Raw genomic sequence first — 14,628 nt, forward strand, 5'->3', positions numbered from 1 at the left:
GCAACACATAGTCATGCAAGCACGATACGTCCTTACGGCTTGTCGACCTTGACGGTCGCGGCCGCCTCGGGGACGGCGGGCAGCGCTTCGCTGGTGTACTTGTAGACGTCTGAGCCAATGGCATAGGCGGTGAAGTGCTGGCCATCAGGAAGAATGCGGAACTTGTTGATCACGCGCCCCATGTCCACGTGCGCCCAGTGCGCGCCACCGTCCGTCGTCTCGAAGCCGCCCTTGGTGGTACCTACCCAGCCAAGATCAGCATTCGCGAAGCCCACGCCGAACTCGGTGACTTCCTTGTCGTCCACCAAGGGCAGTTCTTTCCATGTCTTGCCGCCGTCGGTGGTTTTTGCAAGCCAGCGTTGGGTCGCTTTTACATCCGTGTCGTAGTTCTGGATGGTGGCGTAGCCCACGCGCCGCGTCGCGAAGGACCCTTTCCAGATCAGTTCGGACTGCCGCTTCGATTCGTAGACGCGCGTCCAATGAACTCCACCATCGTGCGTGGTGATGATCACGGCGTGTGACTTGGCCAGGTCTGCGTCCGAGCCGCCGTAGATCACGCCGTTCTTGCTGTCGAAAAATTTGACGTCCACGATCATGGCGATCCACGGCGTCATGTCCGTGTTGGTCCAGGTCTTTCCGCCATCCAGCGAGCTCAGCAACCGGGCCGGGCCCATCACGCGTCCCGCCGCATGGATGACCGTGGACGAGTCGCTTTGCGCTGCGCCATCGGGATGGAGAATGTCGATGCCGCAGACACCCTGCATGGCGGGCCCGGGGATGTTGGTCACGGCGTGCCAGTGCTCGCCGCCATCGGTGGTCTCGTAAAGCGGCGTGCTATCCGTGACGCCCGGGTAGTAGCCCGTACCGATGTTCCCGGCGAATCCGTGCTGCGCATCGACCATGCCGATGGCGCGGAAGTAGGTGCCCGGCTGCTTGAGGACGTTCTGCCAGCTACGGCCGCCGTCGGTGCTTCGCCAAATGTTGCCTTTGCCGTTGACGTAAAAGCCGACGTCCTTATTCACGAAGTAAATGTCGTCCTGCTTTCCCTTGTATGGCTCGGTCGGCAGCTTCTGCCAATGGCTTCCCGCCTGTGGAGTCAATGGGGCATCGCTAGCGATGGCGCTACCGTGAAGGCATGCAAGCGCCAGCACCGCCCATGACAGTGTCTTGCGGGCTGGCATGGCGATACGGGAGAACGGGACGTCGTTGGGCATGTAGGTGTGCCTGGCAGGAGGTTCAACGCGTATCCGGTGCGAGCGCGCCTGGAGGTCTCTGGGCACGTGACTCGTTCCGGTATGTGGATTCACGTCTTCCGGGAACCGGCGTTCCGCAACCGATGACGGCCATCCCTTGCGTGCGCCTTGCGAAACAACAAGCACACGCTTGATTGACCCGATGCGGCTCGACCGTGCGGCAGCTTATAGAACGCGTCGCCCTGGAACCTGTGTCGATGGACACATGACTGACGGCATACGAATCACTGCGAACATCTCGCGCCGACTTCCGCAGGGAAACCCGATCGCTATGAAACGACGCTGACGCGAGGGCCAATCCATCATGGTTATTTCTCATAAGCTTAGGCGATTCTTGGCATAAGCCCACCCTTCATCGCCCCGCGGATACGGCCATCGTTTTCTGCGAAATCGCCGTCAACGTCGGCAAAAAACAGCGCAAGCGCATCTTTTAACGATCAGCAAGGTTGATGTCGACGCATCCCCGCGAGACCGTCCCGCCGTCGGTCGGCGGCTATTCACATCGCCAATATTGGTTGACATGGCATGTAACTCACGAAGAATAGACGTATGGACGTCCACTCGCCCAACGGCGACCACTCCCGGATGAGTCATCAAGTTATGCACGTCAACGAATTCCAAGACCACCTCTGTTACTGCGGCATCGCTGCCGCCCGGTCTTGTTGAAGGCACGCACAGCCGTACCAGTCCACTGACCCTCCCCAGCAGCGGTCACACCTCACTAAGAACACTTCATCTGGCGCCAGGAGGGTGCCGGACTGACGTGTCACACCAGGGATCAGCCACACCATGCCACGACCAGCCCCAACACCTGCGCCGACGGTGAAGCGACTCCATCGACGTGCGATAGCCATCGCCGTTGGTATCACGCTTTCTGCCTCTGCATGGGCGCAGACGAGCTCGCCATCCACGGGTGATATCCCCGCTGGCGCGCAAGACCAGTCGGTAGCGCCGACGGATACGAACAACGATAAGAAGTCGGTCAAACAGCTCGATCAAGTGGTCGTTACCGGCTCACGTATTCCGCGCTCGGACTTGGAAGGACCATCGCCGGTCACTGTGATTACGGCCGCCGACATTGACGCCAAGGGCTATCGGAATGCGTTCGACGCCATTTCGCAGGCTACGCAGAACACGGGCATCACCACCGGACAGGACTTCGGCAGTACGTTCACACCGGCTGGCAGCTTCGTCAGCCTTCGCGGCCTGGGTCCAAACCACACATTGGTGCTGGTCAATGGTCATCGCCTCGCGGAGTATCCCGTCGCGTACAACGGCGAAGTGAACGCAGTCAATCTCGCCAATATCCCCTCAGAGTTCATCGAGCGGATTGAGATCACGGATGCGGGTGCCTCTGCCATTTACGGTTCCGATGCCATCGCTGGCGTCGTCAACATCATCCTCAAGCAGCACTATGACGGCACCGATATCAACGTGCGCACGGGCGGAACCCAAGGTGGCGGCGGCGCAAACCAACGTCTTCAGCTGACCCAGGGCATCAATGCCGGTAAGTTGAGCGGCCTCGTCGGCCTGGAGCTCAATCATGTGCAGCCGCTAACGTTTGGCGACCGGAACCTGAGTGCTTCGTATACGCGTGGCGCACTTGATCCCACCACATCGGTTCCTTCGGTGGCTTCGATTCGCGACCCCATCTCCGGGGGCTATATCACTCCACCAAACGGCGCATGTTCGGGGCTATCCGGCCTGATGGGCGGAAGTGTGGGTCTCGCCACCAGCAACGACCCCAATCGGCCCGGCACCTATTGCGGAAGCGATCGCTATTACAACGACGGCACGATCGGCGCCGGAAAGCGGCAGGCATCGGCCTTTGCTTCGCTTCACTACGCGCTCAACGATCACACCTCACTCTATGGCGACTTTCTTGCCGATGACACGAAAGTCACCAGCACGCTGATCGGTCCGCCCTCGTGGGGAACCTCGACGGTTGTTGGTCCGTTCTGGGATGCGAACACGGGCCAACTGGAGAACTTGCAGCGCACGATTGCCCCGGATGAGGGCATTGGCCTCAGTGCCTACAATCACGTCTACCTGGAGCGGTCGTGGACGGCCTCGCTCGGCGCCAAGGGAAGCTTTGGTGATAGCCGCTGGCAGTACGACGCCAACTTCACGACGTCCCATTACAGCAGCGACCAGACCAGGTATCGCCTGCTGAGCAATGTGGATTCGTTCTTCCTTGGCTCGCAGATCGGTACGCAGAATGTCAGCGGTACGCCATTCCCGGTCTATGCGCCGAACCTGTCGAAGCTCTACAGCCCGCTATCCGCGCAGGATTACTCCTCCATCGCCGCGTCCAGCACGAGCAAGAATACGTCGTGGACGCAATCCGCCAGCCTGGTCGTGAATGGCCCGTTGTTTGAGTTGCCCAATGGCGATTTCAATGTCGCCGCGTTGGCTGAGCTAGGGGATCAGGGCTATCGAAACAATCCCGATCCTCGCATCGACGAGGGGTATTTCTGGGGGACGTCGAGTGCCGATGGCTCGCAGGGAACGCGTCGCAACCAAGCCGTTGGCGTCGAGTTCAATGCGCCCGTGCTGAAGTCGTTGACCGTGTCTGGCGCGGCTCGCTATGACCGCTTCCATTTTGCAGGCAATGCGATTGGCAAACCGACCTATAACCTGGGCCTGGAGTACCGTCCGATCGATGGCCTGCTGGTACGCGGAAGCTACGCGACCAGCTTCCGCGCCCCGGACATGAACTACATCTTCTCCAACCAGACGCTCGGCTATCAACCGGGTATGACCGACTACTATCTGTGCCGCCAGGGTGGCCAGCCGTACGGTAGTTGCGATCAGGTCTTCGACATCAACTATACCCAGAGCGGTAACCGGAACCTGAAACCGGAGGAGGCGCGCTCCTTCACTTATGGGCTTGTCTGGTCGCCCACGCAGAACCTCGATCTTTCGGTCGACTACTACCACATCGCCATCACCAACGAAGTCACTGATCTCAGCGTCGACCAGCTTCTACGGACGGACGCCGACTGCCTGGAAGGAAAGACACTGGCTGGCACGACTGTCGATCCGCAATCCGCGCTATGCCGAGATGCCACCACACGCGTGCATAGAAATGCGCCCAACGCGCTGGTGAACCCCAACTATGTAACGTCGGTCGACATCAATCCCATCAATGCCGCCAACGAACACACCAGTGGCCTTGATGCGACCGCAGATATCCGATGGGGCGAGCGCTTTGGTCGCTTCGATTTCAAACTGAACTACACCACGGTCTTTGATCACAAGTACGAGCAGTTCACTGGGGACGCTGTGCAGGACGACCTGAGCATCGCCTACCAGAACGAATGGCGAAGCAAGATCGATGGAACACTGAGTTGGCGACTCAATGCTTGGTCGGCAACGATCAACGGCATCCGCTATGGCCGTATTCCGCAGCTCGACCAAACGGCGTACCGGACGCCTTACACGCTGTTCAATACGAGCGTCGGCTATCAGGTGAACAAGCAGACCTCGGTGTCCCTGATCGTCAACAACATCGCCAATCGATTCCCTGTCGACAGGACAGGCGGCTGGCCCAACTATCCGTCCAGCACGTACGACATCTACGGGCGGCAGTGGTGGATTGAGCTCGACTATCACTTCGGACAGAAGTCGTAACACAGGACGTTGCGACGTTTGTTTCCCTAGGTGAGCAACCGGTGGAGTGCGTGGGCAACCCGCACTCCACCATTTAGCACGTTCGTTGATCCGTGCCCTGCGTGCTGATCTGCCGATCAACCATGGGTATCAGGCATAGGGTGTCCCGGCGAAAGCCGCGTTGACGCCGACAAAACCACGCTCCATCACGCCCCCGAACGCCGCTTCGGGCTTTTGCTTTCCGCGAAAGGCGCGAAGTGCTTCGCCGTACGCAATCACCATGGTGTCCATCAACATGGCTGCGGCGAGGCGTGCGTCAGGGTCCACGTGCGGCTTGCCCACGGCGTCGCACAGCATGACGGCGAGATCATCGGCGAGCGTTACCTGAAGCTCGCGGGCGCGCGTGGTCAGTGCCGCGCTTTCGGCGACGGTACGCCAGAACTGGTCTGTGCGTTTCGAGATCCGCAACAGTGGATGCCGCCCTTCCAGCAGTCCGCGCATCAACGCCTGGAATGCGTGAACGGGTAACTGCTTGCCGCGACCAACAACCGCCGCGCGTACCAAGGCACGCGTTTCTTCCTCGCGGTCAAAGATCAGGTCCTCCTTGCGCGCGAAGTAGTTGAACACGGTCTTCCGCGCGACGTCCGCTTCGCGCGCTATGTCATCGACCGACACGTTGTCGAAACCGTGTTCGACAAACAGGCGCGTGGCGACGTCGGAAATCGCCTGGCGCGTTGCTGCCTTCTTGCGGTCACGGAGCCCCGGCTGATCTGGCTTGCTGGTGTTCATATCCAAAATATTATACTGAGTGTAAGATTTATGCCGTGGCCGCCGATCATCCCCGATGGCCCGATGCTGTCTTAAGGAGACTGCCTTGATTTACGACGTCGCTATTGCCGGCGCGGGTCCTGTCGGCTTGTTTCTCGCTTGTGAACTGCGCCTTGCGGGTCTCTCCGTGTTGGTGTTGGAGCAAGCCCACGAACCGCGCTCACCTTTGAAGCGCCTGCCTTTCGGCATGCGCGGCCTTACGGTGCCCACGATCGAAACCCTCTATCGTCGTGGCCTGCTGGACGACATCGCTGCGCTGCAGTCGTCGAACGCAGGCTCCGGTGCAAACAACGCAGCGGCAGCGCATTGGATGAACCAGCCCCGCCGTCCAGGCGGACACTTTGCCGGCATCCAGTTCTACCACGACAAGATCGACACCTCGACGTGGCCGTATCACCGACCGGGTCCGGCCGGTTCCAACATGGCCGTCGATCTGGAGTCCCTCGAATCTGTCCTGGCCGCTCGCGCAGCCGCAACAGGTGTCGATATCAGGCGCGGCACGGGCGTTGAAGGTATCGATCCATCGGACGATGTCGTGATCATTCGTACGGCTGGAGAGATCTTTCGCGCGCGCTGGCTCGTCGGGTGCGATGGTGGGCGCAGCACCGTACGCAAGGCGGGTGGCTTCGAATTCGCCGGCACCGAGCCCGAGTTCACCGGTTACTCCGTCGACGTCGAACTGGCCGACCCGGACAAGCTCCAGCCGGGTCGCCATTACACAGCAACGGGCATGTACACCTACGCGCTACCTGGAACGATTGGCATGGTCGACTTCGACGGGGGCGCTTTTCATCGCACCCAGCCGATCACACTCGATCATGTGCAAACCGTACTGCGTCGTGTCTCTGGCGCAGACGTCACCGTGACTGTTCTTCGACTTGCGGCTACCTGGACCGATCGCGCCTACCAGGCGACATCGTATCGCCGCGGCCGGGTGCTGCTCGCTGGCGACGCCGCACACGTCCACTCGCCCCTGGGCGGCCAGGGACTCAACCTCGGGCTTGGCGACGCCATGAACCTGGGATGGAAACTCGCTGCCACGCTCCGTGGCGATGCGCTGGATGGCCTGCTCGACACCTATGCAAGTGAACGCATGCCGATCGGCGCGCAAGTTCTGGATTGGTCACGCGCACAAGTCGCGCTTATGCGGCCGAGCCGAAGTACGCGTGCGCTGGAGGCCATCATCCGTGACCTCATCGACACGCCCGACGGCGCGACGTACTTCGCCAGACGCTTATGGGGTATTGGTCTCCGCCACGATCTCGGCGATGGCCATCCACTGGTGGGATGCAGTGCCCCCGATCTCGAACTGGTTGACGGAACAAAACTCAGCGAGCGGCTCCGATCGGGAAAAGCCCTGCTTCTGGACTTCAACGCCGATGCGCCGCTTCAGGAGCTGGCGAACCGCTGGGAAGATCGCGTCATCTATGTCGCCAGTGACGCCGTGGACACCATGGGCCTGAACGCCCTGCTCGTACGGCCTGACGGTTTGGTGGCCTGGGCCACCGAGGCCACGCCTGATCCGGATGAAGCGGCGAGCGCCGCGTCGCGATGGTTCGGCAAGGCGGCGCCGGAGCAGGTTCCGTCAGGCAGCTGATCCCGTCCCGGGCGGCCTATTGACGCGGCATTATTGTGAATCCACAATAGTTGTATGAATACAACTATCAGCCCCAATGGGCGGGCAACAACCCATCCGAACCTCATCCTGGGCATCTGCTGCCTGAGCCTGCTGATGGTGGCGATGGACGCCACCATCGTGAATGTCGCCCTGCCCGCGATCCGGCGGGATCTGGGGGCGTCGATATCGGGGCTGCAGTGGGTGATCGATGCCTACACCATGGTGGTGGCAAGCCTGCTGATGCTGGCGGGTTCGATGGCCGACCGCTTTGGGCGACGCCGCGTGTTTCAGTCAGGCATGGCGTTATTCATGCTGGGCTCGCTGCTATGCAGCCTTGCACCGAATATTTATGGGCTGGCCGCATTCCGCGTGGTGCAGGCGTTGGGCGCGACCATGCTCAATCCGGTCGCCATGTCGATCATCGCCAATACGTTCCATGAGCCAAAGGCGCGTGCCCGCGCCATCGGCATCTGGGGCGCGGTCGCCGGCGTGTCGATGGCGTTGGGCCCGGTCATCGGCGGTGCACTGACCGAAAGCGTTGGCTGGCGCTCCATCTTCTGGGTCAACCTGCCCGTGGGTGCAGCGGCGATGCTGCTGGCCGCACGCTACATTCCTGAATCCAGAGCGCCGAAGCCGCGACGCGTGGATCCCATCGGACAGCTGCTGGTATTCGCCATCCTGGCTACGGTGACCTATGCGGTTATCGAAGGCCCCCACGCGGGATGGGGCTCGACCACGATCATCGGCCTGTTCGCTATCGCCGTGTTTGCGCTGATCACGCTGCTTGTCTATGAGCCCCGGCGTCACGATCCGTTGATCGATGTTCGGTTCTTTCGCAGTGCGCCTTTCAGCAGCGCCACGGTGATCGCCGTTTGTAGCTTCTCGGCCTTCTCCGGCTTTCTGTTCCTCAACACCTTGTACCTGCAGGGCGTACGCGGCCTGTCGGCCTTCCAAACCGGGCTGTGCACGTTGCCGCTCGCGGCGGCGACGATTCTTTGCTCGCCACTCTCCGGGCGGCTGGTCGGTACCTATGGCACGCGGCCATCGCTGCTGGCCGCCGGTGTGGCGACCATCATCAGCGCGGTGATGATGACGCAGCTCACCGCGACGACGTCGCTGCTCTGGTTGTTGTTGACCTATGTCATCTTCGGGATTGGCTTCGGCATGGTGAACGCGCCGATCACCAACACAGCCGTGTCCGGCATGCCCAAGGCGCAGGCAGGCCTTGCTGCGGCGGTGGCCTCGACCAGCAGACAGGTCGGCGCCTCGCTGGGTGTCGCTCTCGCGGGCACCATCCTTGGCTCGCATATGCATGACGGGTTCGCGGAGGCATCGCATCCGTTCTGGTGGCTGATGACCGGCGGCGGCGCCACCATCGTGCTGTTGGCATGGTTGTCCAACACGGGGTGGGCGCGCGACACGACCCGTCATGCGGCGCATCTGATGGAAGAAGCACCCGCGGGAGCGCCGGCATGAGCCGACACCCCACCAGCGGGAGTGAAGCCGACCACCTCTGGCAGATGCTCGTAAGCCTAGTGTGGGAAACGCGTGGCGAGTGGCGCCGTCAGGTGAGCGAAGTCACCGGGCTGCCCTTCAGCCGGGTGCGCGTACTGCGGCGGCTGATCGACGCGCCGGTGACCTTGAAGCAGTTGGCTGACATGACCAGCAGCGACGCACCGGCCACCACGGTCGCGGTGAATGATCTGGAGGATCGCGGCTTGGTCCAGCGCCAACCGCATCCGGACAACCGACGAGCGAAGCTGGTGTCGCTCACTCCCGCGGGCCGGAAACTCATCGAACTCATGCACCGCACGGTGCGCGACGATGCGCCCGCCGCCGTCCAGCAGCTATCCGACACCGACCTCGCGCATCTCCGCCGCATACTAGAAAAGATACAGCGCCACGAGCCCTAGAACCGGCGCGCGGATCAGCGCCCGTGCATGTGCTCTTTCATCACCTCAAGACTCAGGCTGAGCGAGATATGCGATAGCTCGGTGGCGGCGGCTTCGGCAGAGGCCTTGGCTGCCTCAACGACGCGAGAGAACATCTCGCTCTCATAGTCCTTGACGGCGGACTTCCAATCGCGATGTTCGATCAAGTGCCGACCCAGTTCGGCGGCATCGAGCAATGCGGCGTTTACGCCTTCGCCGCCGAAAGGCGACATCACATGCGCGGCATCGCCCAAGAGCGTCACTCCTGCGCGATGCGCCCAGTGGTGGCCCACGGGCAACGCGTAGATCTGCCGCGGGACCATCATGTCGTTACTCGCACGAATCAGGTCGAGTAGTGGATTGGCCCAGCCATCGAACTCGGCAACAAGGCGCGCCCGCGCCGTTGCTGGTGAAGAGAAGTCGAAGTGCTTCGCAGCCCAGTCCGAAGGCACCCGAAAGATGGCGTAGCCCCGAAGATGGGCATGACCGTTGCGTTGAATGATGAGCGCACGCCCATCATTACCCTCGGCGCCGAGCTTGCCGCGACCCACGAGCAACGAAAGCTCGGGATGCCGGGTATCCACGTCATCAAGGCCGAACTCGATAAAGGTCAGGCCCGAGTACTGAGGCTCATAGCGCGACACCAGTGGACGCACCATCGACCAAGTGCCGTCCGCACCCACCACCAGATCGAACGTCTCGCTGCTGCCGTGCGCAAAAATGATGTCATAGGTTCCGTCGGCGTTCGGCTGTACCTGCGTGACCGCGTGATCCCACCGCACGGTGTTCGACGGGAGAGAGGCGAGCAGCATGTCTCTCAGCGCCGTGCGATCCACCTCTGGACGATCACCCGCGCTCGCATCGTCATCGGCCAACAGGATGTGGCCAGCCTTGTCGCATAGGCGGCTGCCCTGATCCTCGTAGCGAGCAATGGCTAGAAACTCGCGCTCAAGACCGGCGCGACGCAGGGCCAACTGGCCGGAATCGGCATGCAGGTCGAGCGTGCCGCCCTGCGGTCGAACCTTGGCATGAGTTTCACGTTCGAACACGGTGGACGCCATACCGCCCAAGGCGAGTATGCGAGCAAGGGCAAGACCACCCGGGCCCCCGCCGACAATGGCAATACGCAGCTGATCAGTCATCGACAACACCTGCCTCAGGATATACATTGGAACCTATATAACAATATAGGTAGCTATTCATATGTCAAGCGCTATGGATTGGAGCCTGTTCGGCAATCCCGCTCCACTCATCAACATGGCGTCGCGCAGCTTTGCCCGGCTTGGCGATCGTCAGATCAAGCCACTCGGCTTCGCCATCGGCCAGATGCCGGTGCTTTATATGCTGCGCGATGGTGGGGCGATGTCCCAGAAGCAGCTCGCAACGTTGGCGAAGATTGAGCAGCCCTCCATGGCACAGATGCTTTCGCGCATGGAGCGTGATGGATTGATTCAGCGCCAGCCTGATCCGCAGGATGGCCGAAGCAGCTTGGTCTCTTTGACCCGGCGCGCCTTATCCAAGGTCCCGAAGGTCCGAGAGGCGCTGGATAGCGGCAACAAGGACGCCTTCAGCGGATTCAGCAAGCACGAGATCGAACAGCTTGTCGATTTGCTGAAGCGCCTCAACACCAATCTCGATCGACTTGTCGCCGAGGAAAACGCCGCTGACTAGTGGCCTTGGATGGCGTCTTGCGTCACCCGATTTGACGATCGCATACGGATCGGCCTGGATACCTTCTGAATCCAACGGTCTGACTATGCCGCCAACATGCGTCGTGTCGGCCCTACGGACTTGCGGCAGTCAAACCATACTTGGCTGCGCGTGCCTCAATCTCCGCATCGAGCGTATGCGCGGCAGCGAGATCGGCGCGGCCTGCTTCCATCTGGCCACTGCGAATCTTTGCCAGGCCAAGGCCATAGCGCGACCAAGCGGAATCAGGGTGTTGGGCGACCGCCTTCTCGTATGCCTTGATCGACTCGGGATACTGACCCAGTCGCAACTCGACCAAGCCGAGACTGTCGAGATAGGCCGGATTTTCGCCGTCACGCTTTATGGCCTTGCGGCAATCCTTCAGCGCATCATCGAGCACCTGATTGCTCAGGCTTCGCGCCCAGCAGCGCTCATTGAGGGCGGTGCCGAGCATGGCATCGTCCTTGTGCAGGCGAATCCAATCGTCAAGCAATGGCAATGCGGCGGCAGGCTGGTCGAGCTCGATGTAGAGACCGGCAACCCCGCGCGCCAGCGTAGAGCCTGCAGGCGCCAACTCGCTGGCCGCCATCGCATCGGCTGTGGCGCCTGCGCGATCCTTCCGCGTGATCCGAAGCCGCGCACGCTGCACCAATGTATCGGCGTTCTTTGGATCCAGACTCAACGCCTTGTCAAGATCGGAAAGCGCGGCGTCTGGCTGCTTGCTCGCCTGATGTGCCCTCGCACGGGCGACATAGTAGGCCGCCTGATCCGGCGCCAAGCGGATAGCCTCGTCCAGGTCGGCTATCGCGGCATTGAACTCACCGCGCGACAGATGCGCTTGGCCCGATAACGCGTAATCGCTCGCGTTCTTGGTGGCCGCACCTGTTGAGCCTGCAGTCGTGTCTGCATTGGAAGTGTCGCCATCTTCGGCGGCTGCGGCGAATGTAAATACACGCCCACCGTTGTAGGTGAAATAGACCTTCTTCTTGCTGTTGGCAATGAACATATGGTGGGCAAGCAGAAAGTCCACACCAAGCAGCATGTCGGTGTCGCCACCCATCCTTCCGTCAATCACCTGCATCTGGCTGTGCTGGATGGTTTCCGAGCCGACGGTGAACGAGTCCACCTTCACGGTCCATGTCTTCACCGGCTTGGAACCAACACCGATACTCCTGCTGCCCGCTTTCGCATCCGGCCCATTCAAATCAATGCCGGCCCGCTCGGCCGCGTCACGGCTCAGCACGGTGGCCATAGCGCCCGAATCGAGTACGGCCCTCACTTTCTTGCCATTGATGGTCACACTGACAAAGGTTCGTCTGTCGTACTGGTTATCTGACGGAACGAGATCGGCGACGTTGTACTTGCCATCCTTCACCCAATACGCGAGCAAGGCGTTCCCGCAACCCTCCACCTTGAACAACGTAATCTTGCCGTGCGCAAGATCGATCTCCATATCCGCAATATCGAGCAGATTGGCGCCAAGCAACCCGTCACCGGCATCGGTACCACCGACGATGAAATCGACGTTCTTGAGCGTCGTATCAAGTATGCCGAATTCCTTGACGTGCGCTTGCTGGATATCCGCGGACCCACCGATGCCGCTGACGCGATAGCCAAAAGGCGCGGGTTGCAGAGGAAGCCCAAGCGATTCCGCGTTGGCTTTCGACATGATGTTGAAGAAGGCGCCGGTATCGATAATGAAGCGCGTGTCTTTCCCGTTGATCTTCACGGTGGTCGTGGCCCGGTTCCCCACCATTTGCACGGGCAACGTGCCGTAATCCTTCAATTGGCAACCGTCAGCCCAGGCCTGACTCGCCAGCAAAAGACCTACTCCAATGCAACATAGACGCAGCATGTCCACTCCCGTTGGCCACGACGGCAGAATATATTTGTTAAAAGATGCGATGCAATGTGCTTCGCAACGAATCCACCAATGCCAACGCCCCCGCTGGCGTTATCATGCGCCAGCGATCAAGGGGCTGGGCCTTCCGGGCTTCGGCCAGGCCACGATGTAGTACCCGAAACATGGGGAATGCCATGAAGGTCGAGTCCGTCGCCGTAGCGCTTTTCGCCGTATGGTTCTTTTCGGAAGGCCTGATCCTCCGCACTGCTCGTGATCGAAGCGGCGCGAATGTGGATCGCCGGTCACTGATCATTCTGGCCACCAGCAACATGGTTCTTCCGTGGCTGTCCATTGCGCTCTACTTTCTCAACGTGGGCAACGCGCCCTTTGCGCCACTGACCAAGATCGTAGGCGTGGTGGTGATGGTCAGTGGGTTCTGCATCCGGTGGGCGGGTATGTGGACGCTGCGGAAGTTTTTCTCGGCGAACGTAGCGGTGCAGAGCGATCATCGGTTGGTGATCGCGGGCCCTTATCGCTTCGTGCGCCATCCCGGTTATTTCGGGGGCTGGTTGGCGTTCGTCGGCCTGGGGCTGGCGCTTGGCAATGTGATCGCAATTGTCTTGTTGTCCGTCGTCACGTTGCCCGCGTTCTTCTTCCGCATCCGGGTCGAGGAGCAGGCGCTTGCCGGGGCGTTCCCCGACTATCGGCAGTACGCGTCGAAGGTGAAACGGTTTCTTCCCTTCGTCTGGTGATGCCAGGCACAGTGCGCTGCGCCTGGCAAAGCAATGACGGTCTTAGTGCACCGGCGCGGCAAGCACGCCCAGGTTGCTCATCCAGGCCTCTGCCAACGTTGGCCACTGCGTGATCGGGTTGGACGTACTGCGGACGCCGAAGGCGTGGCCGCCGTGCGCGTACAAGTGCATTTCTACGGGCACGCCCGCCTGCTGTAGCGCGACGTAGTACGTCACTGATTCGCGTACGTCATCCACTGGGTCGTCGCCGGCTTGGATGATGAGCGTCGGCGGTGCATGCGGGTCGATCTTCACATCCTGCCTGAGCGTGATGCCGGGGCCTTTCCACAAGTGTCCGGGATAAAGCGCCATCGCGAAATCGGGCCGCACGCTTTGCTTGTCCGCGTCATCGATAGGCTTGTAGCTGAGCTTGGTGTGGTTGCTGACGTCGGCCACCATGCGTCCACCGGCGGAGAAGCCGACCACGCCGATCTTGTGCGGATCAACACCGAGGCTTGCCGCACGCTCGCGCAGCAGCGCGATGGTTCGCTGCGCGTCCTGCAGCGCCATAGGCACGATGGGTTGCTTCGCGCAGTTGCACTCTTCGTTGTAATACGGACCGGAGCCAGGCACGCGGTATTTCAACAGCACGCAGGTGATGCCGCGCGAGGTGAGCCAGTCGCAGATCTCGGTGCCTTCCAGATCAATAGCGAGAACGCGATAGCCACCGCCGGGGAACACCACCACGGCCGCACCGGTGTTTTTCCCTTTGGGTGGATAGATGGTCATGGTCGGGCGCGACACGTGCTCGATCACGGTAACGGGCAAACCGGCGAGCGGTTGCGTGCTGGTGCCGAAGTCTTCTTCACCCGGCATGGAAGGCGGCGCTATCTTCAGGCCTTCCGGCCAGAGCGGTATCTGTTCGGCCGGCGACGCCGGTTGCCAGGGACGCATCTGCCGATTCTGCAGATTTGCGGTACCGGTGGTCGCCAACGCCGTGCCGGCGCAAAGCGATAACGCGACCATCAAGCCTATCCACGCGTGCTTGCGCATATCGCCTCCACCTTTCGGTCCATGGGTCGTGGATGGGACGGCAGGCGTACCGCGCCGCGCCGGAGGACAC

Annotated in this window: 11 protein-coding genes; 6 read left to right on the top strand and 5 right to left on the bottom strand. The window is 61.1% G+C overall.

Going from position 1 to position 14,628, the window contains the following annotated elements; genetic code table 11:
* Positions 1 to 32: 32 nt before the first annotated feature.
* Positions 33 to 1,214, bottom strand: coding sequence for a WD40/YVTN/BNR-like repeat-containing protein (locus DYST_RS13065; protein WP_239946074.1), 1,182 nt, complete (start codon positions 1,212 to 1,214; stop codon positions 33 to 35).
* 828 nt (positions 1,215 to 2,042) lie between these two features.
* On the opposite strand from DYST_RS13065, the gene DYST_RS13070 reads away from it, so the two are divergent.
* The gene (locus DYST_RS13070) at positions 2,043 to 4,886 is read left to right on the top strand and encodes a TonB-dependent receptor plug domain-containing protein (RefSeq protein WP_239946076.1); all 2,844 of its coding nucleotides are present in this window, start codon (positions 2,043 to 2,045) and stop codon (positions 4,884 to 4,886) included.
* A gap of 129 nt (positions 4,887 to 5,015) precedes the next feature.
* Here DYST_RS13070 and DYST_RS13075 read toward each other — a convergent pair whose 3' ends face one another.
* On the bottom strand, positions 5,016 to 5,654 hold the full coding sequence (locus tag DYST_RS13075; protein WP_239946077.1) for a TetR/AcrR family transcriptional regulator: 639 nt from the start codon (positions 5,652 to 5,654) through the stop codon (positions 5,016 to 5,018).
* A gap of 85 nt (positions 5,655 to 5,739) precedes the next feature.
* On the opposite strand from DYST_RS13075, the gene DYST_RS13080 reads away from it, so the two are divergent.
* The 3 genes from DYST_RS13080 to DYST_RS13090 are packed head-to-tail and all read left to right on the top strand — an operon-like array spanning position 5,740 to position 9,224.
* Positions 5,740 to 7,290, top strand: coding sequence for an FAD-dependent monooxygenase (locus DYST_RS13080; RefSeq protein ID WP_239946080.1), 1,551 nt, complete (start codon positions 5,740 to 5,742; stop codon positions 7,288 to 7,290).
* Between the two features lie 54 nt (positions 7,291 to 7,344).
* Positions 7,345 to 8,787: an MFS transporter gene (locus DYST_RS13085; RefSeq protein WP_239946081.1), complete on the top strand. Its 1,443-nt coding sequence runs from the start codon at positions 7,345 to 7,347 to the stop codon at positions 8,785 to 8,787.
* Complete coding sequence (locus DYST_RS13090; RefSeq protein WP_102302813.1) at positions 8,784 to 9,224, top strand: MarR family winged helix-turn-helix transcriptional regulator; 441 nt, start codon at positions 8,784 to 8,786, stop codon at positions 9,222 to 9,224. Before DYST_RS13085 ends, DYST_RS13090 begins: the two co-directional genes overlap by 4 nt.
* Positions 9,225 to 9,238: 14 nt before the next feature.
* Here the strand turns inward: DYST_RS13090 and DYST_RS13095 are convergent, their stop codons facing one another.
* Positions 9,239 to 10,384: an FAD-dependent oxidoreductase gene (locus DYST_RS13095; protein ID WP_239946082.1), complete on the bottom strand. Its 1,146-nt coding sequence runs from the start codon at positions 10,382 to 10,384 to the stop codon at positions 9,239 to 9,241.
* 61 nt (positions 10,385 to 10,445) lie between these two features.
* Between DYST_RS13095 and DYST_RS13100 the strand changes: the two genes are divergently transcribed.
* Positions 10,446 to 10,913: a MarR family winged helix-turn-helix transcriptional regulator gene (locus DYST_RS13100; protein ID WP_199178947.1), complete on the top strand. Its 468-nt coding sequence runs from the start codon at positions 10,446 to 10,448 to the stop codon at positions 10,911 to 10,913.
* Positions 10,914 to 11,025: 112 nt separating this feature from the next.
* On the opposite strand, the gene DYST_RS13105 is transcribed toward DYST_RS13100, so the two are convergent.
* Entirely contained in the window at positions 11,026 to 12,786 is a 1,761-nt protein-coding gene (locus DYST_RS13105; RefSeq protein ID WP_239946083.1) for an aspartyl protease family protein, read from the bottom strand.
* A 56-nt stretch (positions 12,787 to 12,842) separates the two neighbouring features.
* Here DYST_RS13105 and DYST_RS13110 point away from each other — a divergent pair, with 56 nt between their 5' ends.
* Positions 12,843 to 13,526, top strand: a complete 684-nt coding sequence (locus DYST_RS13110) for a methyltransferase family protein (protein ID WP_239946084.1) — start codon at positions 12,843 to 12,845, stop codon at positions 13,524 to 13,526.
* 42 nt (positions 13,527 to 13,568) lie between these two features.
* On the opposite strand, the gene DYST_RS13115 is transcribed toward DYST_RS13110, so the two are convergent.
* Positions 13,569 to 14,534 carry an alpha/beta hydrolase gene (locus DYST_RS13115; protein WP_239952112.1) on the bottom strand — a complete coding sequence of 322 codons (966 nt, stop codon included), beginning with the start codon at positions 14,532 to 14,534 and terminating at the stop codon, positions 13,569 to 13,571.
* Positions 14,535 to 14,628: the final 94 nt, after the last annotated feature.

Origin of the sequence: Dyella terrae, assembly GCF_022394535.1 — a bacterium.
Taxonomy (GTDB): domain Bacteria; phylum Pseudomonadota; class Gammaproteobacteria; order Xanthomonadales; family Rhodanobacteraceae; genus Dyella.